This is a genomic window from Pseudomonas fluvialis, from assembly GCF_002835605.1.
Taxonomy (GTDB): domain Bacteria; phylum Pseudomonadota; class Gammaproteobacteria; order Pseudomonadales; family Pseudomonadaceae; genus Aquipseudomonas; species Aquipseudomonas fluvialis.
Genome location: NZ_PIYS01000027.1, coordinates 233,609 through 253,967 on the forward strand (window position 1 = coordinate 233,609; position 20,359 = coordinate 253,967).

Here is a 20,359-nt window from a genome sequence, read left to right on the forward strand (position 1 = left end):
GACATAGGCCAACCACGGAGTTTCCGTTATGTATGTAGAACATCACCCGTTGATCAAGGATTTCCCGGAAATGCGCGAGAAAATGCAGGAGCTGCGCCAGACTGACGTGCACTTCGCGCGCCTGGCCGAAACTTACGAGGATCTCGACAAGCAGATTTGCCGTATCGAAGATGGCATCGAGCTGCTCGATGATGCCGCTCTGGGTGCGCTGAAGGTCGAGCGTGTGGCGCTCAAGGATGAAATCGCCGGGCTGCTGAGAAAGAGCAAGGGTTCCTGCTGTGGCGGTTGCTGCGGCTGATTCGCCCCGGCGTATCTTGAAAAACCGGCCTACCGTGAGGAGGCCGGTTTTTTTCTGGGCGGACAATGGAACGGGCCGACAGGTCTTGGAGGATGCTGATGCGTGTATTCGCTGTATGGCTGCTGTGCCTGCTGCTGGTCGCTTGCCAGCCCAGGGCACAAACCTTGGCTCCCACGCTGGAGGCTGCGCCCGAGGCCTCGCTGGCGCTTCCTGATGTGGCACTGAGTGCCAGCGAGGAGGCGGAAGTCGATGGCATGGTACTGGCCTTGCCCGAGTCCTGGACGGGGGATCTGCAGGGCATGCGCGAGCGGCGCCTGGTGCGCATCCTGGTGCCTTACAGCAAGACCTTTTACACCGTTGATCGCGGGCAGCAGGACGGTATCAGTTACAGCTATGGCAAGGCCTTCGAGGATTGGCTGAATCGTAACCAGCCCTTTCCGCGTCGCTCGCTGAGCTGGGAAGTCATGTTCATCCCGGTCGCACGTGACCAGTTGCTACCCAAGCTGTTGGCCGGCGAGGGCGATATCGCCGCGGGTGGTTTGACGATCACCACGCAGCGCCTGGAGCAGGTCGATTTTGCCAGTCCGTTCGTCTCCGGTATCCGTGAAGCTCTGGTCACCGGGCCGGCCAGCCAGCCGATCAGTCGGCTGGAGGAAATGTCCGGCTATGAGGTGACGGTACGACGCTCCAGCAGCTATCACGAGCACTTGCTGGCGCTCAACGCACAGTTCAAGGCGCGCGGCATGGCGCCCGTGCGCATCATGCTGGCTGACGAGAACCTGGAGTCCGAGGACTTGCTGGAAATGCTCAATGCCGGCCTGCTCAACGCCGTGGTGGTGGACCGTTATATTGCCCAGGCCTGGCAGCCGCTTTATCAGCGCTTACGGATTCACGATGCCTTCTACATTCATCAGGATGCCGAGTTCGCCTGGGCCATTCGCCCAGGCAGCCCACAGCTCAAAGAGGCGCTGGACAGTTTTGCGCGTAGCCATCGGCTGGGCACGCCATTCGGCAACGCGCTGCGCGTACGTTATGTCACGCAGAGTGGCAAGCGCCTGCGTAATCCCACGCGTGAAGCGGAAATGCGCAAGTTCGAGAGCCTGGTGGCACTGTTTCAGAAGCACGCCATGACCTATGACTTCGATTACCTGATGCTCATGGCGCAAGGGTTTCAGGAATCGCGCCTGAACCAGGCGGCGCGCAGCCCGATGGGGGCCGTGGGGGTGATGCAGCTGTTGCCCAGTACGGCGGCGGACATTGGCATCCAGGGCGTGGACAAGAGTGCCGATCGCAATATCGAGGCGGGCAGCAAGTACATGCGCTTGCTCGCTGCGCGCTACCTGGATGATCCGCAGTTGACCGACATGAATCGCACCCTGCTGTCCTTCGCCGGTTACAACGCCGGCCCTGGCAATCTGCGCAAGTTCCGGCGTCTGGCGGAGAAATCGGGCCTCGACCCGAATGTCTGGTTCGGCAATGTCGAGCATGCCGCTGCGCGCGTGGTGGGGCGTGAGACGGTCGACTATGTGGCGAACATCTACAAGTACTACCTGGCCTACAAGCTGGTTGAGTTCAGGCACCAGCAAAGGCAGCAGGGCAAGTCGCAACTGCGCGAGCGCCAGGCCACACGCTGAGCCGCGCGCTTCAGCGCTGGAGTGGCTGGCTCCCTTGCAGGTACGCCTGGCCGTGCTGGCGGACCTTGGCTGGGTCGTTGTGTTCAGAGGCCTTGTGTACGGCCTCGAGGTCTGCGGCGATGACTTTCAGCTCGCTGTCGATACGCCCCAGGGCGTTTTCCAGGGTGTAGGTCAGGGCATGGACTTCGTGCAGGTCGTGTTCATCAAATGCCGGCTTGGCCAGCAGCGCCTGTAGTTTCTGGTTGTATTCACCCAGGTTGTGCAGGGCTTGCGGGAGGTTTTCGGACGGTTGCCCCTTGAAGTGTTCATAGCGCTCGCTGGCCAGGCTGTGGCCGGCGAGCAAAAGGCCAAGCAGTAGTGCGGAAAGAGGGCGGGCGTAGTGCATGGAGTTCTCCAGACTGATTGGTCGTGCAGGGTTGTTGGTTATCCTATGCAAATGCGAATTTTTATCATTGACTGAGATCAAGTCCATGCAGGCTGCCGGCCAGCAGCCAGGCCAATAGCCAGGCGCCCAGCAGTTGTCCGGGGCGTGCCGGAAAAAGCCCGCGCAGCAGACCGGCCAGCATCAGCAGGCAGACTAGCCACAGCCAGGCATGCCTGTAGCCAGCCTGTTCCAGCCAGTATCCCGCACCGAGTAGGCAGGTCAGTGCCAGCACCTGCCAGGCCCGGTATGGGAAGGAGGCCAGCGGCGCCAGGTGCTGCTGACGATGCAGGGCGGGCATGCCTAGCCCCAGCGCGCAGCCATAGCAGAGCAGCAGGGCGATCAGCATGTCCGAGGTCCTCGGGCAGCATGCTGTGCGACATACAGGCATACCAGGCCAGCGCCGAGCAACGCCAGGTCGATCGCCGCCAAGGCCCAGTCAGCATTGGCCAGGCTGGTCAGCAGGTGGCCTGGCACCTGTAGCGGGGCGAGCAAGGGCAAGGCAATGGCCAGGCCGCCGAACAGGTACCAGCGCCTACCCCGCGCAGGATGATGGCGCCAGGCCATGCAGCACAGCGCATAGCCCAGCCAGGTCAGGGCAAAGCTGGCAGCTTCCAGTGCGTCGCGTCCCGGCCAGTGCTGAGGTAACAGGCGGTTGCTCCACAATAAGGCCAGGCAGGCCAGCGGTAATCCCTGGAACACGCCGGCATTGATTGCCTGCAGGAGTGCGCGAGGCTGACCATCGCGAGCCTGGCGCTTGCGTAGCCATAGCTGGTTGCCGGCCAGCAGCATCAGGCAGCCGGCCAGTCCGAGCAGCAGGTAGAGCAGGCGCAGCGGGGCTTCAGCGAACTGCCCTTTATGCAGGCCAGTCATCCAAGTGTAGGCCTGGTAGGCGTCGCTGGGTTGTTGATGGTGCAGCAGCGCGCCGTTCTCGGCGGCAAAGTACAGGTGCTGTTGTGGGCTGGCGATCGTCGAGTCGTTGCGCTGGCGTACTTGGATGACGGCTGAGGCGTCGTCTGGATGCTCGATGTTGATCCACAAGATCGGCGCGCCGTTCCACCGTGCTTGCGCCTGCTCCAGCACTTGCTGCATGGGTAGGCTGGCGGGGCCTGGGCGTTGCAGTTCGTCGCGGTGGTAGCTGCCGCTGGCCTCCATGGCAAACTGCCCGAGGTCGCTGCCGTACAGCCATTGCGCGGCGGCCGGCATGTAGCTGGCGACCATGATGGCCACGCCGCTGTAGGCCATGAACAGATGGAACGGAAGGGCGCTGACTCCAGCCAGGTTGTGCAGGTCCAGCCAGGCGCGAGGGGCGCTGGCGCGTCGCCGGAAGGTGAAGAAATCCCTGATCAGCCGCCTATGGATCAGCAGCCCGCTGAGCAGGGCGACCAGCATCAACATGCCGGCTAGGCCGACCAGGTACATGCCCGGAGTGCCGCTGTGCAGGTTCCAGTGCAAGGTCAGGAAAAACTCACCGCCGACGCTGGCGGGCAGTGGCTGTGCGTACTGCGGATCAAGCAGGACCTGCTGACGGGCTCCGCTGGCGGTTTCCCAGATCAGTCGCCAGTAGGGCTGGCGGGGCGCGGGCGGTTGCATCCAGATGGCATGCAGCTCGGCATGGTTATGCTGCTCCAGCCATTGCAGGACCTGTTGTGCACTCGCCTCGATGGGCTGCGGCGTGTGCAGCAGTGGGCGCATCCAGCGTTCGATTTCCTTGTCGAAACAGGCCAGGCTGCCGGAAAACAGTATGACGAACAGCAACCAGCTGCTGGCCAGGCCGGCCCAGCCGTGCAGCTCTGCGAGGCGTTGGCGCAGGCTCATGGTCGCATGCCCCATGTGCCGGCCAGCCAGGCACTGCCGCTCAGCAGCAGGCTGAGCCCGGCCAGCCATAGCCAGGCGCGCAGGGGGGTGCGGCAGGCAAACGCCAGCAACATGGCCAGCGCCCACAGGGCAAAGCTGGCCAGGCTGGCCCAGACGGCGCGATCGGGACGGGCCAGGGGCAGATAGACGGCCAGGCACAACGTGCCACTGTAGGCCACCAGGTAGCCGCCGAGCAGGGCTGCCAGGCTGCGCGTACCGACGCCGGCGAAGGTGTGGCGGACTCGGCGCGCTTTACCAGGCATAGCTGAGGCTGGCGATCAGGTTGCGTCGGTTGCCGTACCAGCAGTAGTAATCACAGGTGGCAATGTATTGCTTGTCGGTGAGGTTGTTGGCGTTGAGTTGCAGGGTCAGGTCGTCCAGCCGGTAGCTGAGCATGGCGTCATACACGGTAAAGGACGGCACGCGAAGTTGGGCGCTTTCCTGATTGTCGCCGTAGCTGGCTCCGGTGTAGCGGGCGCCCATGCCCAGGTTAAAGCCGCTCAGCGGGCCCTGGTCGAAGTGGTAGACCGCCCACAGCGAGGCGAGGCGTTCGGCGACCTGCGAGGGGCGCCGGCCCTGCTCGGCGGCCAGCGTACTACGGCGGGTCTGCGCGTCGAGCAGGGTGAGCGCCCCTGTCAGTTGCAGCTGTGCAGGCTTGAGAAAGATAACACCGGAAAAGCGCGATAAAGGCGGGATATAAAGGAACGAAGGGGAAAATAGCGGGACGGGGTTTGTAACAGTGTTGCCGTAGGTGAAACGGCGGCGGCCTGGGTTACAGGCCGTCGCCGAAGTCGATTTTATGCTGGTCGCGGTCGAACTTCCTGTCCTGCGTTCTCTTGAGCAGCTTGTAGATCGCATTCTCTGTCATGTCGTACTCAACGGCCAGCGCGTGGTGGTTGCGGCCGTTGAATTTGCCCAGGATCTCCAGATCCCGCTGGGTGATCCGCCAGCGGAAATCCTTCGGAAATGTCACGCACGAGCCGGCCCAGGTGTTCGACAGATGCTCGACCACCGCCGCGCCGGCCTGCTCGGCGATCTTCGCGTCGACACCGTGCTCAGAAACCACAGCCGCAACGTGGTCGGCGATATCGCTGAGTAGTTCGTGGCGCTTCTCCGCCATCGCTGTGGGCTTGTTGCTCATGCGCTCCCCCTTGCCGCTGCTATGCGGCGTTCGGCTTCCTCTTCATCTATAAGACCCAAGCGGCGGTCGGCTTCAATACGGCCGAGGGTGTCCTGCAGGATCTGTTGAGTAGTGGCTGCTGCACGTGCTGGCTTAGACGGCGTGACGGCTTGGGCTTGGGCGGGGTCGCTGGCGATGCCATAGACGACCGCGCGCAGGTAGTTGTGGTTCTCCAGCGGCAACGTCAGGCGATCGCGGGCGATCAGCATCTGCTCGATGCCAGCTGTCCAGATCCTGGGCGGCGCCGGCTTGGAATCGTTGGTGCGGGCGTCCTTTTGAACCGTGCCGGCGTTGACCAGGTCGAGCAGCTCCTCCAGCAACTTGATGGCGCGGGTCATGCGCAGGCCGCGCTTGGCCGGGCTGAACAGCCGCAGGTAGTTGAGCACCGCGCGGCCCAGCTTCGGATCAAGGCCAGCGAGCAGCGCCGCCAGCTTCTTGCCGTCTGCGTCTGCGAAACCGGCCTCAATCGGAAACTGCTCGCCGCAGCAGGGGCATTGCAGCTGCATCAGTCGCGCTCCTGAGCGTTGACCGCCGCATTCAGGGCACCCACCAGAGCCTTGAGAATTGGACGCTGCCGGCGCCACCCTTCGGGCAGTTCTTCCAAACCCTCAAGGCGTTCTGGAGTATCCACCCCGAGCTGCTTGCACAGCGCTTCCACCTGGTTGAGCAGCTGGCGCTTCTCCTGCTCCACGTGCAGGGCGGCGATCAGAGCGTCGAGCTGCTCGGCCTTTTTCAGCCATGCCACCTTCTCGACCTTGAACATTTGCCGCGACAGCGCGTCGGCATAGGCCCAAGGCAGGCGCATGTCGGTGAGCTGAGCCTCTATCTTGTCGATGCGCGGCCCGAGCTGCTTGGCGTTGTGCGGTTTGCCTGCTGCTTTGCTGCTGGGCTTCGGTTTGAACCCCAGACGCTCGAACTCGCGCAGAACATTGCTGGCCTGCTTGGCATTCAGTTCTTTAGCCGAGCGCACACCTGCAATGCGAGCGAGCAATGCTCGATAACTGTGATCGTCCATACCTAGTTGCTGTTGAGCGATATGAATCTTGCTGAGAATGGCTTTTTGCAGAGGCATATCAGCCAGCCTCCCTGCCGACAATCAGCCAGCGGCTCATGCCCGGTTTATCACCGGGTTTGAGATCGATGCGCTCGACGTGATCGAGCCGCTCGCCGAACAGCTTGACGCCCAGGTGGCGCACGGCCTCGTCCTCGGAGTGGCTGCAACTGGCGCGCTGGCTGCGCACGGTGTTGGTCTGGTAGGCACCCATGTAGTACTGCACGGTGCATTCAAATGCAGGCATGTCACACCGCCGCGATGTTCAGGTTGATCGGGTCGTAGCGGTCGGTGTTGCCGACGCGCTGGTAGACGCGGATGTACACGGCGGTGCCGTTGACCTGGATGGAGTCCTTCAGGGCCTCCATGGCGCGCTGCCAGTCTGGGGCATCGATCTCAACGCGCAGCAGGCTGAGCACGTCGCCGGTCTTGATCTGGCCCTGGCGGTTGGCGCGGAAGGCACGGTCGACCAGGATGCGCAGGTGCTGGTCGGCGCCTTCGCTCCATTTGCGGATGCACTGATCGATCAACTCCTTCGCCGCGAGGATCTCTTCGGTGAAGGTGATGCGTTCTGCCATGGCGCGCTCGATCTTGAAGCGGCCATCGTAGGTGGTGATGGATACGTTGCCCTTCTTGCCGCCGACCTTGACCTGGTACTTCTCGGCAGAGATAGCGATCAGGTCAGCGATATCGCCCAAGGCCTTGGCCTTGAAGGCAGTCAGGGACTCACTTATAGCCACGGCCTGCTTGGCCAGATCGCCGGCGACCTGGTCACGCAGCTTGTCGTGTTCGCGCACCTGGTGCTCCGGCACCAGATGGCCGGCGGCGTTCTGGACGAAGCCGGCTGGGATTACGATTTGCTCAGCCATGGGATGCCTCCTTCGGGCGAATAGCGGTGATTTCAGCGGCGATCAGCATGTCCTTGAGCCATTCCTCGCAATGTCCCTCGTCGTCTTCGCACTCCATGTCGGCCTCGGCTTCACCAGCTTTGGCCAAGGTAATGACGGCATAGGTGTCATCGCTGCCGTAGATGCCGCGCTGTTCCAACTGGTCGTAAGCGATGCCGACAGCGCAGTCGATTACGGTCAGGCCGGTGCAGTTGCCGCCGACCTCGACCTCTATGACTGCCCGGTAATCCCATACTCCAAATGTGAGCCGAACGGTCTGTACTGCTCTGCGCCCGCACAGCACCAGGTTCGGGTCATAGTTCATCGCGGTATCAGCCATGGGTTTCTTCCTCGGCTTGTTGGGTATTGATTTCGAGTTCGGCCTGTACCGCCTCGCGGAAGCGGCAGATCTCGTCGTTGAGCTTGTGTCCGCCGATGCTCGGGTAGGCCGAGGCGTAGCCGGCGCTACGTTTGAGCAGCGCCAGGGCTTCGCGCAGGCGTGCGTCCAGGTTCATCAATGCGTCCTCCCATCAGCGGGCTTGAGATTGGCGCGGTAGGCCTGGGTGAACTGCTCGACCTGGCGCATGACTAGCGTGTTATCGCCTGCCATATGGGCCTCGCACATCACCGCGATCTGCGCGCAAAGTAGATTGCTGGCCTGGGTCAGGTGATGCAGAGCAAGCGAGAGCTGGTTGTAGCGATCGTCCATGCGCTGCATGGACTCCTGCATTTCGGCCAGCTCCTGCTGCAGTTGTTCGGCCTGGCTCATGACGGCAGCCCCTTTGCCGGTGTCAGCCAGCAGACGTAGCAGCCGCCGAGACGGACGCTGTTGATGGTGTGGACGCCCTTGGTGCTCCAGACCGGGCTGCGCCATTCGCTGTGGAACGATGCGGCGAGCTGGTCGGAGTCTTCGGCGTAGATGAATATCTTGCCGTCGAGCGGCGACGCGGACTTCACGCGCACACCCGCCGCACGAAGGCGGCGACTCATGTCGTTGAGGGCGCGCAGCTTGTCGGCCAGTTCAGGGGTCAGCACGGTGCACATGGGCAGCGCGTGCTGGATGGAGATCTCGGCGGCGATCTTGGCGTTGAACGGGATGACGTTGGGAGCGCGCATGGTCATTCCTCCTCGTCGCTGGCCGGGGCGGTACGTTCGATGGACAGCGGGAACTTCTCGAACTGCTGCTCGGCGATCGCCAGTGCAAAGCGCCAACCTTTGAGCATCGCGCCCTCTAGGACAATGGGATTGGCATCGTCCACGCCGAGGCAGATCTGGGTGCCCTTTACCGCCTGCTGCAACGTGCCGAGGTTGCTAATCCGACGCTGGTGCCACTCGATCAGCGGCTTGGCCAGGTCGAGCTGCGCTTCCTGGGCCCCAGCGGTATGGGTTTCGTCTTCGAAGGCGATCAGCAGCTCCAGCAGCACTTGCTTCTCCAGCTCGGCCTGCTCCAGCAGGTTGCCATTGTCGAACGGCCCGTCGACCAGGCTCCAGGCCGAGGCGTAAACCTGGGCCTGCTCCATGATTTGTTCGATGGTGATGGCCATGACTCACACCCCCTTCACAACATCAGCCGTCACGCGGCTCTCGCCGATCTCGGCGGCGAGATTCAGCGCGGCGTTGAACAGATTGCCGATGGCCAGCGGGTAGAGCTGGCTGGCGCCGTATTTGCCCGAGCTGCCGAGGCGCTCGATGATGGCGTGGATGCCGCTGGCATCGATCAGCTCATCCAGCTTCTTGTTGGCCCGCGCGACGCGGAACGCCAGGTGCTGCTCGACGTCGCCTTTGGGGATGGGTTGCAGAATGGCGATCTCGACACGCTGTGCCACCTCGCGCACATCGGCGTTGCGTGGGCTCAGCTTCTTCAGCAACTCGGGCTGGCCGATCAGGATGATGGAGAGCAGCTTGTCGAAGCCATCCTCGAACTGGTCGCGCATGCGTTTAAGGTGGTTGAGTGTGGGCACGGGGATGGCGTGGGCTTCCTCAATGATCAGCACATGACGATTGCCAGCGGCGAACGAGTTCTTGAGGGTGGTGTGCACCTGGCGGAAACGCGCCTCGGGGCTGGACTTCGGTGTCTCCAGTGGCGCCACTGCGTACATGATGGCTTCGGCGATATGGGTCGCCTTCAGCGTTTTGCCTTTGACCTCGCTGGCCTCCATACCGATGACGAATGGGTCGATGGTGATGACTGGCTCATTGCGCAGGCGGTGAGACAGGTCGCGGCGCAGGGTGCTTTTGCCGGCGCCGGATTCGCCTACCACGGCAAGGAAGCCGTCGAACCGGGCCGTCTGGTACATCGACTCGCGGATGTAGCGGATGTCGCCACTGAAGTACATGTCCTCGGCGCTGCGCAGATCGCCGAATGGGTCGCTCATCAAGCCAAAGACGCGCTTGGTGTCTGGTCGCGGGGTTTGTTTAGCCATTAGCATGTCGGGGCACTCCTGGTTTTCGTGATTGGTTTCCGGGGTTGCTGGGGTCTGCGCGTTGGCGCGCGCAGGCCCCATCTCATCGAACGCGGCGCGCACAGCGTCGAACTCCGCGCCTTGCTGCATCAGATACTCGGTGATGGCCCAGGCCAGCTGGTTCATCGGGATGCTCTTCGGCCACTGACCGTGGTTGATCAGCTGAGCGATGGCAGCCGGGCTGAGCTTCACCGCCCTGGCCAGGTCGGCCTGACCCTTGCCTACGCTGGCCAGCACTTGCTTGAGGCGTTTCATCACTCGCCCCCAACCAGGCGCAGGCCTGGGCGTGCGGGCGTCTGCAGCTGGGCGACGATGGCGTCGAGCTGCTCCTCCATGGCGCCATCGGGGTAGTTGGCCTTGAGCCATTCCATGGACTCGGGCGTCCAGGTAGCGCCCAGGCGAGCGCGCAGCGCCTTGGCCAGCTCGATGCGGTTGAGCTTGGGCAGCTCCACCGAGGCCAGGCCGGCAAGGCTGACGCGGGTTTCCAGCTCGGTACCGCGCTTGGGCAGGTAGGCCGGCAGGCTGGTGTCGGTAAGATGCTTGTGCGGGTCAATGGCGCCGCCGAACGGCGTGACCTTGGCCTTGCGTGCCTGCTCGGCGCCTTCCTCGCTGTCGGCACCGGTGGCCAGTTGCTCCAGCACCGTGCGCGCCACCTGGGCCGGGGTTTCGGCGCGGCTCTTGTGCTCCTCGCCGATCATCGCCGAGCCTTCAACGAAGCCGTGCTCGTCGCGGTCCAGGCGCTCGATCACGTACAGAGTCTGGTGGCCGTGCTCGTCGCGCATTACAACCTGGGCGCTCTCCGCGTCGCGCCAGGGGTTGCGGGTGATCAACAGCTTGGCGTCGACCATCACCCCCGGCACGCTGCTGACGTCATACAGCGCGCCCCGGTAGGACACCTGCTGCAGCACATTGACCTTGCGCAGCTCCGGCGCGCAGGTGGCCATCTCCCGGCACACCTCCGCCGGCGGCGCGATGCGCAGCTGCTCGGGCTTGATCAGCATCCACACGCCGTAGCGGGTGCGGCGATGGCGGCTGTGGATGGCGGTGGCGTTGAAGGCGCGCATCCACTCGCCGACGCGGGCGTTGATGTGCGCCAGGGTCTCGGCCTTCTCCAGCTTCAGGCCGCTCTCGAACTCGCATTCAACGATGTTGTGCGCTTGTTCCACCTGGCCCTTGGCGCGAGCGTTGCCCACCTCGTTGATGATCAGCTCGATGCCCAGGGCCTGGCACAGGTTGCGGAACATCGCCGAGGTCATGGCCGCGCCGGGGTCGGTCATGATCATGAAGGGCACACCGTGGAACGGGTCGCTCTCGCCGCGCTTCTGCATGGCGCAGATCAGCACGTGGCAGAGGTTCTCCGCGCTCTCGGCGCCGAGTACGTACTGCACATAGATAGTGCCGCTGGTGTGGTCGGTGATCGCGTAGCGCCACAGGCGCTTGCGCTCGATCTTCTTCAGGTTGGCCGGCTTGCCGTCGTAGTACTCGGCCGGGTTGATGGTGCGGGCGCCGTCGTCGTCCAGGTAGAACTGGGTGCAGATCGAGGCGTCGATTTGCCACACATGGTTCGGGTGCTTGCTGGCCAGGCTGATGGCCGGCGCCGGGGCCAGTACCTGCGAGGGGTGCAGGTTGTGCTGGTACAGCGCACGGCTGATGGCGCTCTCGCTCATCGGCCGCAGCTCGCCGGTTTTCTTGTCCAGCACCTCGGCGCGGATCAGGCCGTTGGCGCGCAGCCGCGCCACCGCCAACTTGATGGACGACAACTGCTTGCCGTTGTTACGGATGCTCTCCACCAGCAGGGCAGAGATCAGCTGCAGCTCGCGCAGCGGGATGCTGGTGTTACCAGCATCCTTGCGCTGCTTGCGCGGTTTGTCCTTCACGGTCAGTACCTCCAATTTGCGGTACAGGGTGGCCAGCGACATGCCCAGCCGTGCCGCCGTGGCCGCATACAGCGCGGTGCGGTTGGCGCCGGCCTGCTGGGCCTGGCCATAGGCCGCCAGAATCTCCTGGGCATGGATGGGGTTCATGGGTCAGCCCTCGGCCAGGTCATCCAGGCCCAGCAGGCTCTGCCAGCCGGGTAACTGGTCCGGGTGCAGCTCGGGCAGGTGGAACTCGCTGCGAATCGCCATCAGCGTCACCTCCAGGTTGCGCACCAGGGCAGCGGTGAAGCCGCGGTGATCCTCCCCGGTCTGCTGGGCCAGCTTCTCCAGGTCGGCGAAGGCCTTGCGCAGGGTGCCCTGCAGGGTGCCTTCCACCTCGTAGGCGGTGGCCACCACCTCCTGGCGCAACTGCTTGGCCTCCTCGACGGGCTGCACCACGATGACCTTGGGCTTTTTCGCCAGCTCAGTAGCCAGCTGGTTGTTCTTGGCGGTGATATCCGCCATCACGCGCTCCTTGGCGCTCAGGTTCTCGCGGGATTCGCGCAGGGCCTTGCGCAGCTCCTTGACGCTCATGGTGGCCACGTCATCCAGGGTCAGCTCGCCGGTCTGGCCGGTGAGTTCCAGTTCCTGGATTCCCTCGTCGTCCAGCACGAGCATCTCGAACAGCTTGGACTGATTGCCGAGGGCTTTGGTCAGGGCTGAGTTGCTACCCAGACTGGCGAACTTTGCTGCTGACTGCATGAATTTTGCAGCTACAAACCGATCGATACCTAGTGCATCTAGGCGATCGATAAAGTTTCCCGGCCCGCAGGCTTCCTTGAGTACTCTCAGCCCGCGCCCCACTTCCAGGCAGGCCTCCACGCTGCGCCGCATATTGGCGGCGATATCGCGCTGGATTAGATCCGGGTCGGTGCAGTCGGCCGGCAGCTGGTAGCCCAGCTGGGCGGCCACGGCGCGCACCTGGTGCTCGTGCTCAGCAGTGAGCGTGGCCACCTGGTGCTGGGCGGCGGTAAGTTCGCTGCCGATATCTACGTCGGCGACCAGTTCGACGTCGCTTGAGGGTGTGCGAGCCATCAGGCAACCCTCCGCTCATCACCGGCCAGGCGCTGCAAGATGGCAATGGCCTGAGAGCGATCACCTCCCGCCTCGATCAGTAAATTGCGAAATTCGTTATGCGCCCGCAAACGGCCATGATCAAAGGCGTCAGACTCCGGGCTGCCTGGCTCATAAGGGTTTTTAACCAAGGTCTGATCGATACGGTTACGCAGTACGGCTGCCATGCCCTCCTGGAAAGGCCTGCTGCGCCGTGGCTCATCCTTCAGCATGGTGGCAGTGAGTTTCAGATAGTCCATGGTGGTGCTCCTTCTTTACTGGGGGCTGATACGTGACTGAATTTCGATGATGCGTGCTTGGCCACGCTGCAATTCTTCAGCGGTGGCCATCGCGTATTGCAAAAAGCCAATGCTCGGCGCAATGCGCCCGGTGGGTAGCCGTGTGACCCAGCCTTCCTCTTCCAGGGTGTCGACATAGCGCGTGACATTGGCAGCGCTCTCACCCAGGGCCTTTGCCAACTCGACATTGCTCAGCCCAGTCAGGGTGTGGCCGCGCAGCGCCTTGAGTAGTCGCATGGCGCGACGCACGCTGTCATGAGTACGTTTGACGGACATGTCTAGCGCTCCTGTGGCTGCTGTACCGGGAGGTACTGCACGAATGTCTTGCCCGTAATACGGTCAGTCACCACATACGCCCAGATGGCAACGCGTTGAGCCTTCATGCGCAGCTCTCCAGCGAGATGACGACCAGAGCGCCGGATTGGGTGATAGCAGTCTGGCCACCCGTGGCTGCCGCCAGCTCTTGGTGGAGACGCTGGGCTTCGTTGCACCACCCTTCGGCGCACTCCTCCATGCGGGCCAGCTCGGCGCGCAGGCATGCGTTCTCATCAAAGAGGCGCGCCACCTCTTGGCAGAGCTGCTCCTGAGCCTGTTCGTCCAGGCGGCGCAGCAGCATGCGGATGTCGATGGCCTTACTCATCGTCAGCCACTCCAAAGTCGAGTTGTGGGATTTGCGCCTGGGCGACGTTGCCGTGGTGCCAGGCGAGGGATTCGAGGCCAGCGCGGATGGCATCCAGGGTCTGCTCGGCGGTTTGCTTGCCGCCGTAAAAAGCCAGCAGTGCGCCGGTGGCGTTGTGCAGCACGCCCTGCAGCTGCTGCAGATCCTCGCTGTTGCAGGTCTTACCGATCGGGATGTCCACCAGCAGCTTGCCGTGGGCGGCCGCCAGGTAGCGGGTGATCAGCGGCAGGCCGCAGGCTTTTTCCAATGGCAACACCATGGTCAGCGGCAGACGGCCATTGCCCATCCACTTGTAGAGCGAGCTGGCGTTGTTCTGGCACAGATGGTCTGTGGCAAGCCGCTCGATCCCGCGGTTATGGCGCTGCAATGCATGCTCGGCGCAGCCGCTCATAGCCTCGGCGGGCGAGCGTGGTACCCAGTGTTTCCAATTGCGGCGGGTCATTGGATGGGGCTCCTTAGGGCCGTCTGCTGCGGCGTCCAATCAAAAACGCTGTTTCACCCTTGGCAATGCGGTTGCCTGTGGGCCAGCCTGTTCTCGTCATTCACGAACGAGGTGGGTTATGCGAGACCGTCTAAATTCCGATGAGCTTCAAGTGCGACTTGCGGCGACGACCTACTCATGGGCGCTATTGGTGCGGCGGCTGGCGCTTCAGGGGCTGAGCGCCGAGGCGCTGATGCAGGATCTACGGACGTTCCCATGGGGTGAGCATCCGCTTGCCGAACAGGCTCATCAGGCAATGCTGGGTTTGGCTGCTGAATGGGAGCGAATGGATCAAGCCTTCCGTGAAACCAAGCCGCAAAGCCACGAGTAATGGACATGGCAATGGCCCTCAGGCGACCTGGCGGGTGGATGCGGAGGACTCAGGGGCAGCCTTGAGACCCAGGGCGATGGCTCCGAGATGCGCCTCGCCACGCAGCCCCTTGAGGCGGCCGCGCAACAGGTCGACCAGAATGGCCCGTTCGATACCCATCTCCCTGGCCCATTGCGCCTTACATATGCCATGGGTGATGAACCAGGCGTTGGCGCTCTCGGCGGTTTGCGGGTACGGCAGCGGGGCCGCTTTAGGAGTACTGCGTTTGCCTTTCATGTCGGGCCTCGTGTGGTAGATTGCGGTTTTCTGGCAAGGGAACGGCGCTGATGGATCAGTTGGAACCATTGCTGGCAGCGATCAGGGAACAGGCTCAGGAACAGGCGGATTACCTGCAGGGCTTTGAATGCCTGGTGGGGTTTCTGCTGGCGCGCTTGCAGCAGGTCCCCGGTTACTCGCCGCAAGAACTGTTGGATGCCCTGCTGGAAGAACAGCGATGGCGACTAGAAGCCGATGCGATAGAAGAAGGCCAGCCGGGTCATGTGCCTCTGCCTGAAGCCTTGCTTTGGCCTTTTGAAAGGCTTCAAGCCCAGCTTCGAGCAGCCGTAGGGGCTCCGCTGAGTGAAGACTGCTTGCCCAGATCACTTCAGCCTCGCTATCCGCGACTCGATGGAGCGCCAGAGACACGTTTTGCCGTAGTGACTGCTTCACCAGTTGGTAAACCTTACGAAGGGTGACGCGATAACGGCACGCCAGCTCGCTGTGATTGGTGCCGTCGAAATCCGCGAGGATGGCGGCATCGATCAGGGCCTGCTGTTCGGCGGTTAGCTTCAGGTATGAAAAGGTGTCGATACCGTTGCCAGGCACAACCTTGGCAGCGGCCAGCGCTTCAGCAGCTCGCTGCTGGATGCTCTGGGTTTGTACTGGGTTCATGGCGTTTACCTTCGTGGCTAGGCGAGGTGTTGCGCTGTGGTGTGCGGTTAATGATGGTAGAGAATTCTCTACCAGTCAAGCGATTGGTAGATATTTATGAACCTTGGCGCTCGACTTAAGGCTGAGAGGGAGCGCTTGGGCTTCAGCCAGACGGAATTTGCTGCCCTGGCTGGGGCCTCCAAGCACTCGCAGATCAACTGGGAGAAAGGCGCAGCCGCGCCAAACGCGACCGTTCTGGGCGTTTTGGCGGAGCATGGATTGGATGTGCTTTACGTGGTAACTGGGCAGCGCTTGCAATGTGTGACCGAACAGTCACATGTGTCGACGTCGACACATGTGACTGAAAAAGCCAATCCGGTCACGCACTCTGGCGCGGTACCGCAGATCGATGCGGATCGCCTGGCGCGCATCGTTGAGCTACTGGAGCGCTTTGCTGCGCAGGCCGGCAAGCGCTGGCCCGCCAAGCGTCTGGTGGTGCTGGCGGCCGAGGTTTACAACGTGTTGGCTGACGAGCCGGCCCTGGATGAGCCCAAAGTCGAGCGGATTTTGAAGTTGGTAGTAAGTCGATAGCGCACGGCGCGTAAGGAGTGAGGTATGAAGGACGATGATCTGCAGAAACTTTCTGAGTTGCTCGGCAAGGAAATTGACGCCTTGCCCAAGGATGGAAAAGAGCACTCGATATCGATAACGGTGGGCGGTAATAACTCCGGCAATATCTCGCTGGGCGGCACCCAGATAGTTTTCAATTCGCAGGGGCAGAAGCGCACCTGGGCAGATTTGGCCGTTTCCGAACTACTCAACCATTTGGCTCATTGGAAGGCACAGTGGTGGAGCGGCTGGCGAGGCTTTTGGCTAAATGCTCCCTGTCTTCTGCTGATGCTGATGTTGGCGCTGATGGCCGTTGGCTTGCTCAGTGGCTGGTTACTGAGTCTGGGGCCGCAAACCATGCCTTATGTACTGGCGCCAACGATTATCCTGATGGCCATTCTGTCGACCTGGATGATGCGGATTCGACGCGTTGAAGGGCGATTGATGCAAGACAGCCAGGCTTATATCGACACGATTGAGGCAGAACTGCGCCGCAGACGTTAATGGAATGGAGCAGGTGTGCACTGTGCTGCTGGCCGGGTGGTTATCGGCTGGATTTTCTGAACCAAGGGAGCAAGGGAATGAAGCGAGTTGCGATGATGTTCACAGGCTTGGCAATGGCCATGACATTGGCAGGGTGTGCGGGCAAGCACCCACAGCCATTAGTTGCCGGTGCGGAGCTGATACAGATTGGTAAGGGGGATGTCACGGGCTACCAGTACCTCGGCGAAGTCACTGGGGTCCATGGACATGGATGTGGTCTTTTCGGGTACCGGGGTAGTTACGCTGGAGCTGTGGCCAATCTACGTAACCGGGCGCATGCCATGGGGGCCAACTACGTTCAGATCATGTCGCAGACTCAGCCCTTCCCGGCCTACAACTGCTTCGTCAACGAGTACCTGATTGAGGCGACGGCCTATCGCATACCCAGTGCAGGTCATGCTGTGACGCCAGCCTCCGTGCCCTCCAGTGCAACGCCTGCAGCATCAGTGGCTCCCCAGCCCTCTACCAGCGGCGCGGCGACTCAGGAGCAGCAACTGCAAGAGCTGACCCGGACTCCAGGGCTGAGCTACGAGGAATACCAGCGGCGCTATCGGCTGATCATGGGGCAGTGAATGTCCTACGTGCAGGATTCAATCAGTAGAGGGTATAGGGATGAAGCGTGACATGGATTTAATTAGGGCGATGGTTATCGCCCTGGAAAATAGTCACCTGAACGGTTTGCCTGATGTCGATAAGGCTGAATTTAATTACCACGCACAGCTGCTAATCGAGGCGGGACTCGCCGAGGGCGCTCTTGCACCTGCTCAGCGTGGAATCCCGACTGCAGCGCTGCTTTGGAGACTGACCTGGCTAGGCCATGACTTTGCTGATGCCATTCGTAATGACACGATCTGGAACAGCGCAAAGGAAAAGGTTATCAAGCCATCGGCCTCATGGACTTTTGGTGTTCTCCTGGACTTTCTCAAGTTGGAGATCCGTAGGCATATTCCGGGTCTGGAGTAGCTCGCGCAGCTCAAGCGCGCAGTTGGCGTAACACGTGGCGCCGTGCTCGATCAAGCGGCGCCCCACTTCATCTTTTTCCAACTCGGCACTGGCAAACTTGGCCTGTGCTCGCTGAGCCCAGGTATTGCAAAGGTCTTGAAGGGCTTTGTCTTTCATGGCTGTAACTCTCTCTCTGGGGGCACTCTCGGTCGTCTGATTCTTCTCCCTTGTTGCGGCAATGTATTTTTGCCCCGTCCAAATTACTCCGCGCGCGCGCGAGGCGAAGCTGTGATCTCTCTCCCGGTCGGACTGCCGGTATGAGCACAGCAACGGCCAGGGATTGGCCAACCTCGGAGCGCACCCCATGGCCACCGCCTGTCAGAACAAGCCCAAGCGCCGCTTCTTGCCGCGCATGACTGTCTTCGCTGTCATTTCCATTTTGCTGCTCGTCGCCATCTGGTATGTGCGCCCCGAGCAGCTGCAGGTGGTGCTGTATAAGGCCAGCCTGATCACCATTGGCGCTGTGCTGGGCTACTACATCGATCGGGCACTGTTCCTGGTCGAGGCCCGGCCTCATCAGTGCATCGGCGGCATCCATATCGTTGGCGCCTGGCTACGCCGCGCCCTGATCGTGCTGGCGTGCGTCCTCGGCATGACGCTGGGGCTCTGACTATGACGCGCCTCAAGCGTTGGCTCGCCGAGATCGGCAACGATCTGTACATCATCTGGATGATCGAACCGCGCCTGTTCCTGTGGCCGCTGTTCGTGCTTCTTGTCGTGCTCGGTTGCTCTATGGTGCCCAGCGCCGATGCTGCAATTCCGACGGCTGCCGAGCAGCACCGCCGCACCCTGGTGCGCGCCGCCCATGCTGAATGGGGCCTGGGCGCGCCTGTGGCGACCTTCGCCGCGCAGGTGCACCAGGAGAGCGCCTGGCGCGTGAATGCTCGCTCGCCGGTCGGCGCCCAGGGCCTGGCGCAGTTCATGCCAGCGACTGCCGATTGGATGGCCGAGATCTACCCGCGCAGCCTGGGCCCGGCGCAGCCGTACAACCCTGGGTGGGCGCTGCGGGCCATGGTGGCGTTCGACCGCTGGCTCTATGAGCGAAACCAGGCCGTTAGCGAGTGTGACCGCTGGGCCTTTGTGATGGCCGGCTACAACGGCGGCAATGGCTGGGTGAATCGTGATCGACGTCTGGCATCGGCAAAGGGCGCCGATCCGCTGGCCTGGTTCGGTCATGTCGAGCGGCACAATTCCGGCCGCTCGGCCAGCAACTTCAAAGAGAACCGCCATTACCCGCGCGCCATCCTGCTGCGCTGGGAGCCGATGTACGTGGCTGCCGGCTGGGGCCCTGGCGTGTGTGCCGAAAGGTACCGCCATGATGAAAGTACCACTGCTGTGCCTGGCGATGAGCATCGCCACTACATCACCTGCAGCCTGCTCACTGAACTGGCTCGCCGCCAGCGAGCTGTACGCCTCGCCGCCACACCGCGACCCGGCAGCCAGGCCGGGCTCATACCGGCAACGGCGTAAGGGGCGGCGCTGATGAATACCCTCATTCGTTGGGCCGGCGACCACCTCTGGCTGTTGCTGGTCATCGCCTTCGCCGCCGCCTTCGGGGTGCATGGCTCGGGCATGTATGACAGCGGATACCGCACGGCCAAGGCCGAGGGAGAGTCAGCCCTGCAGAGCCTGCGCTTGGAGTACGCCGAACAAGGCCGCCGCGCCGCCCAAGAGAGCCTGCTGCTGTACCGCCAGCAGGTAGAACGCGCCAACCAGGCCGAACTGCAGTACCTGTCCGCCCAGGATGAAATCCAGCGCCTAAAGCACCAACTCAACCAGGAGCGAATCGCCCATGTATCGACTCAGTACCGCCCCGCGCCAGGCGCTGCGCCTGTGCCTGCTCCTCGCTTCATTGTCACTTGCGGCTGGCTGCGCGACTTCAACGCAGCCCTTGGAACCGGTCTGCCCGCCACAGCCGGATGCCGAGCTACCCCCGGCGCTCAAGCAGCGGCCTGGCCCGCCCCCGGCGCTGACGCCGAGCTACTGGAAAGCGGTGTCAGCGCGGCTGACATCCTGGCCCATGCCCGCGATTACGGCGCGTGGGCGCTCGCCAACCTGGCGCAGTTGAACGCGCTGATCGACCTACACGACAAGGACAAACACTGATGGATCTCGACTACATGCTGCGCGCCGGCCAGTTCGTTTTCACGGTTGCGGTGGGGCTGTTCTCCATCAGCAGCGCCCGTAAAGCCAGCTCCAAGGCCGATGCCGAACAGCTGGCCGGTCGGCTTAACGGGCAGGACAACCGCATCCTGGTACTGGAGCAGCGCATGAATCACCTGCCCGATAGCGAGCAGCTGACCGAGCTGGCGGGCGAACTGGCCGACCTGGCCGGCGATATGAAGGCAATCAAGGTCGAGATCGCAGGGGTGACCAAAGCACTCGACCCTTTGGCCCGCGCGGTTGAGCGCATGAACGAATACCTGTTGAACAACAAGTGAGGCTGCAATGAGCACTCAATACGCTGACTTTCTGCGCCAGGATCAGCGCCTGGTGATGCTGCGCATCCTCTCTGAGCTGCCGCAGTACCGCTCCAACTCTTCGGTGATCGCCAACCTGCTGGGCCAGTTCGGGCACCACCCGAGCCGCGACCAGGTGAAGGGTGACCTGACCTGGCTCGGCGAACAGGGCTTGGTATCGATCGAGGACATCGGCTCCGTCCTGGTCGTGACCCTGACCGAGCGCGGCGGCGACGTAGCTGCTGGCCGTGCCTCGGTGCCGGGCGTCAGCAAGCCGAGGCCCTGACC

Annotated in this window: 36 protein-coding genes; 12 read left to right on the plus strand and 24 right to left on the minus strand. The window is 62.5% G+C overall.

Features of this window, described 5'->3' with window-relative positions:
• Positions 1-28 precede the first annotated feature (28 nt).
• Both CW360_RS13960 and CW360_RS13965 read left to right on the plus strand, forming a co-directional pair.
• Positions 29-298, plus strand: a complete 270-nt coding sequence (locus tag CW360_RS13960; RefSeq protein WP_101194114.1) for an HP1242/YdcH family protein — start codon at positions 29-31, stop codon at positions 296-298.
• A gap of 98 nt (positions 299-396) precedes the next feature.
• Complete coding sequence (locus CW360_RS13965; RefSeq protein ID WP_101194115.1) at positions 397-1,932, plus strand: MltF family protein; 1,536 nt, start codon at positions 397-399, stop codon at positions 1,930-1,932.
• A gap of 10 nt (positions 1,933-1,942) precedes the next feature.
• On the opposite strand, the gene CW360_RS13970 is transcribed toward CW360_RS13965, so the two are convergent.
• The 22 genes from CW360_RS13970 to CW360_RS14075 form a co-directional block, all read right to left on the minus strand.
• Positions 1,943-2,317: a DUF6746 family protein gene (locus tag CW360_RS13970; RefSeq protein WP_101194116.1), complete on the minus strand. Its 375-nt coding sequence runs from the start codon at positions 2,315-2,317 to the stop codon at positions 1,943-1,945.
• A 64-nt stretch (positions 2,318-2,381) separates the two neighbouring features.
• Positions 2,382-2,702 (minus strand): hypothetical protein, encoded by a 321-nt coding sequence (locus tag CW360_RS13975; protein WP_093984321.1) that lies wholly within the window; start codon positions 2,700-2,702, stop codon positions 2,382-2,384.
• A complete protein-coding gene (locus CW360_RS13980; protein WP_101194117.1) occupies positions 2,696-4,171 on the minus strand; it encodes a PepSY-associated TM helix domain-containing protein in 1,476 nt (491 codons plus the stop codon). Before CW360_RS13980 ends, CW360_RS13975 begins: the two co-directional genes overlap by 7 nt.
• Entirely contained in the window at positions 4,168-4,473 is a 306-nt protein-coding gene (locus CW360_RS13985) for a DUF3649 domain-containing protein (protein WP_101194118.1), read from the minus strand. Before CW360_RS13985 ends, CW360_RS13980 begins: the two co-directional genes overlap by 4 nt.
• Positions 4,463-5,068: a TonB-dependent receptor domain-containing protein gene (locus CW360_RS13990; protein WP_101194119.1), complete on the minus strand. Its 606-nt coding sequence runs from the start codon at positions 5,066-5,068 to the stop codon at positions 4,463-4,465. The genes CW360_RS13985 and CW360_RS13990 overlap by 11 nt, the downstream gene beginning before the upstream one ends.
• Positions 4,983-5,351 carry a Mor transcription activator family protein gene (locus CW360_RS13995; RefSeq protein ID WP_237856894.1) on the minus strand — a complete coding sequence of 123 codons (369 nt, stop codon included), beginning with the start codon at positions 5,349-5,351 and terminating at the stop codon, positions 4,983-4,985. The genes CW360_RS13990 and CW360_RS13995 overlap by 86 nt, the downstream gene beginning before the upstream one ends.
• A complete protein-coding gene (locus CW360_RS14000) occupies positions 5,348-5,896 on the minus strand; it encodes a hypothetical protein (protein WP_101194120.1) in 549 nt (182 codons plus the stop codon). The genes CW360_RS13995 and CW360_RS14000 overlap by 4 nt, the downstream gene beginning before the upstream one ends.
• A complete protein-coding gene (locus CW360_RS14005) occupies positions 5,896-6,462 on the minus strand; it encodes a gp16 family protein (RefSeq protein WP_101194121.1) in 567 nt (188 codons plus the stop codon). Before CW360_RS14005 ends, CW360_RS14000 begins: the two co-directional genes overlap by 1 nt.
• 1 nt (position 6,463) lies before the next feature.
• Complete coding sequence (locus CW360_RS14010; protein WP_101194122.1) at positions 6,464-6,688, minus strand: hypothetical protein; 225 nt, start codon at positions 6,686-6,688, stop codon at positions 6,464-6,466.
• Between the two features lies 1 nt (position 6,689).
• A complete protein-coding gene (locus CW360_RS14015) occupies positions 6,690-7,310 on the minus strand; it encodes a DUF3164 family protein (protein ID WP_101194123.1) in 621 nt (206 codons plus the stop codon).
• A complete protein-coding gene (locus tag CW360_RS14020) occupies positions 7,303-7,668 on the minus strand; it encodes a DUF5406 family protein (RefSeq protein WP_101194124.1) in 366 nt (121 codons plus the stop codon). The genes CW360_RS14015 and CW360_RS14020 overlap by 8 nt, the downstream gene beginning before the upstream one ends.
• Positions 7,661-7,843, minus strand: a complete 183-nt coding sequence (locus CW360_RS14025; RefSeq protein WP_101194125.1) for a hypothetical protein — start codon at positions 7,841-7,843, stop codon at positions 7,661-7,663. The genes CW360_RS14020 and CW360_RS14025 overlap by 8 nt, the downstream gene beginning before the upstream one ends.
• Positions 7,843-8,097 carry a hypothetical protein gene (locus CW360_RS14030; RefSeq protein WP_101194126.1) on the minus strand — a complete coding sequence of 85 codons (255 nt, stop codon included), beginning with the start codon at positions 8,095-8,097 and terminating at the stop codon, positions 7,843-7,845. Before CW360_RS14030 ends, CW360_RS14025 begins: the two co-directional genes overlap by 1 nt.
• A complete protein-coding gene (locus CW360_RS14035; protein ID WP_101194127.1) occupies positions 8,094-8,444 on the minus strand; it encodes a hypothetical protein in 351 nt (116 codons plus the stop codon). Before CW360_RS14035 ends, CW360_RS14030 begins: the two co-directional genes overlap by 4 nt.
• A 2-nt stretch (positions 8,445-8,446) precedes the next feature.
• A complete protein-coding gene (locus CW360_RS14040) occupies positions 8,447-8,872 on the minus strand; it encodes a host nuclease inhibitor protein (protein ID WP_101194128.1) in 426 nt (141 codons plus the stop codon).
• A gap of 3 nt (positions 8,873-8,875) precedes the next feature.
• Positions 8,876-10,045 carry an ExeA family protein gene (locus tag CW360_RS14045; protein ID WP_101194129.1) on the minus strand — a complete coding sequence of 390 codons (1,170 nt, stop codon included), beginning with the start codon at positions 10,043-10,045 and terminating at the stop codon, positions 8,876-8,878.
• Entirely contained in the window at positions 10,045-11,814 is a 1,770-nt protein-coding gene (locus CW360_RS14050; protein WP_101194130.1) for a DDE-type integrase/transposase/recombinase, read from the minus strand. The genes CW360_RS14045 and CW360_RS14050 overlap by 1 nt, the downstream gene beginning before the upstream one ends.
• Positions 11,815-11,817: 3 nt before the next feature.
• Positions 11,818-12,741 carry a hypothetical protein gene (locus tag CW360_RS14055; RefSeq protein WP_101194131.1) on the minus strand — a complete coding sequence of 308 codons (924 nt, stop codon included), beginning with the start codon at positions 12,739-12,741 and terminating at the stop codon, positions 11,818-11,820.
• The gene (locus CW360_RS14060; RefSeq protein ID WP_101194132.1) at positions 12,741-13,019 is read right to left on the minus strand and encodes a hypothetical protein; all 279 of its coding nucleotides are present in this window, start codon (positions 13,017-13,019) and stop codon (positions 12,741-12,743) included. Before CW360_RS14060 ends, CW360_RS14055 begins: the two co-directional genes overlap by 1 nt.
• 15 nt (positions 13,020-13,034) lie before the next feature.
• Entirely contained in the window at positions 13,035-13,334 is a 300-nt protein-coding gene (locus tag CW360_RS14065) for a helix-turn-helix domain-containing protein (protein WP_101194133.1), read from the minus strand.
• Between the two features lie 103 nt (positions 13,335-13,437).
• A complete protein-coding gene (locus tag CW360_RS14070; protein WP_101194134.1) occupies positions 13,438-13,698 on the minus strand; it encodes a hypothetical protein in 261 nt (86 codons plus the stop codon).
• A complete protein-coding gene (locus CW360_RS14075) occupies positions 13,691-14,179 on the minus strand; it encodes a hypothetical protein (RefSeq protein ID WP_101194135.1) in 489 nt (162 codons plus the stop codon). Before CW360_RS14075 ends, CW360_RS14070 begins: the two co-directional genes overlap by 8 nt.
• 118 nt (positions 14,180-14,297) lie before the next feature.
• On the opposite strand from CW360_RS14075, the gene CW360_RS14080 reads away from it, so the two are divergent.
• On the plus strand, positions 14,298-14,549 hold the full coding sequence (locus tag CW360_RS14080) for a hypothetical protein (RefSeq protein WP_101194136.1): 252 nt from the start codon (positions 14,298-14,300) through the stop codon (positions 14,547-14,549).
• An 18-nt stretch (positions 14,550-14,567) separates the two neighbouring features.
• Here the strand turns inward: CW360_RS14080 and CW360_RS14085 are convergent, their stop codons facing one another.
• A complete protein-coding gene (locus CW360_RS14085; RefSeq protein ID WP_101194137.1) occupies positions 14,568-14,825 on the minus strand; it encodes a helix-turn-helix domain-containing protein in 258 nt (85 codons plus the stop codon).
• Between the two features lie 81 nt (positions 14,826-14,906).
• Complete coding sequence (locus tag CW360_RS14090; protein WP_101194138.1) at positions 14,907-15,479, minus strand: Mor transcription activator family protein; 573 nt, start codon at positions 15,477-15,479, stop codon at positions 14,907-14,909.
• A 96-nt stretch (positions 15,480-15,575) separates the two neighbouring features.
• Here CW360_RS14090 and CW360_RS17380 point away from each other — a divergent pair, with 96 nt between their 5' ends.
• From CW360_RS17380 to CW360_RS14135, 9 genes are all read left to right on the plus strand, one after another.
• Positions 15,576-16,049 carry a helix-turn-helix domain-containing protein gene (locus tag CW360_RS17380; RefSeq protein WP_157825306.1) on the plus strand — a complete coding sequence of 158 codons (474 nt, stop codon included), beginning with the start codon at positions 15,576-15,578 and terminating at the stop codon, positions 16,047-16,049.
• Positions 16,050-16,073: 24 nt separating this feature from the next.
• Complete coding sequence (locus CW360_RS14100) at positions 16,074-16,571, plus strand: hypothetical protein (RefSeq protein WP_101194140.1); 498 nt, start codon at positions 16,074-16,076, stop codon at positions 16,569-16,571.
• Between the two features lie 344 nt (positions 16,572-16,915).
• The gene (locus CW360_RS17145; protein WP_245874725.1) at positions 16,916-17,182 is read left to right on the plus strand and encodes a hypothetical protein; all 267 of its coding nucleotides are present in this window, start codon (positions 16,916-16,918) and stop codon (positions 17,180-17,182) included.
• A 40-nt stretch (positions 17,183-17,222) separates the two neighbouring features.
• Positions 17,223-17,573, plus strand: a complete 351-nt coding sequence (locus tag CW360_RS14110) for a DUF2513 domain-containing protein (protein WP_101194142.1) — start codon at positions 17,223-17,225, stop codon at positions 17,571-17,573.
• 343 nt (positions 17,574-17,916) lie between these two features.
• Positions 17,917-18,222, plus strand: coding sequence for a putative holin (locus tag CW360_RS14115; protein ID WP_245874726.1), 306 nt, complete (start codon positions 17,917-17,919; stop codon positions 18,220-18,222).
• Positions 18,223-18,224: 2 nt separating this feature from the next.
• The gene (locus CW360_RS14120; RefSeq protein ID WP_101194143.1) at positions 18,225-19,082 is read left to right on the plus strand and encodes a transglycosylase SLT domain-containing protein; all 858 of its coding nucleotides are present in this window, start codon (positions 18,225-18,227) and stop codon (positions 19,080-19,082) included.
• Positions 19,083-19,094: 12 nt separating this feature from the next.
• Complete coding sequence (locus tag CW360_RS14125) at positions 19,095-19,718, plus strand: lysis protein (RefSeq protein ID WP_101194144.1); 624 nt, start codon at positions 19,095-19,097, stop codon at positions 19,716-19,718.
• The gene (locus CW360_RS14130) at positions 19,718-20,053 is read left to right on the plus strand and encodes a DUF2730 family protein (RefSeq protein WP_101194145.1); all 336 of its coding nucleotides are present in this window, start codon (positions 19,718-19,720) and stop codon (positions 20,051-20,053) included. Before CW360_RS14125 ends, CW360_RS14130 begins: the two co-directional genes overlap by 1 nt.
• 7 nt (positions 20,054-20,060) lie before the next feature.
• The gene (locus CW360_RS14135) at positions 20,061-20,357 is read left to right on the plus strand and encodes a VpaChn25_0724 family phage protein (RefSeq protein WP_101194146.1); all 297 of its coding nucleotides are present in this window, start codon (positions 20,061-20,063) and stop codon (positions 20,355-20,357) included.
• Positions 20,358-20,359 lie beyond the last annotated feature (2 nt).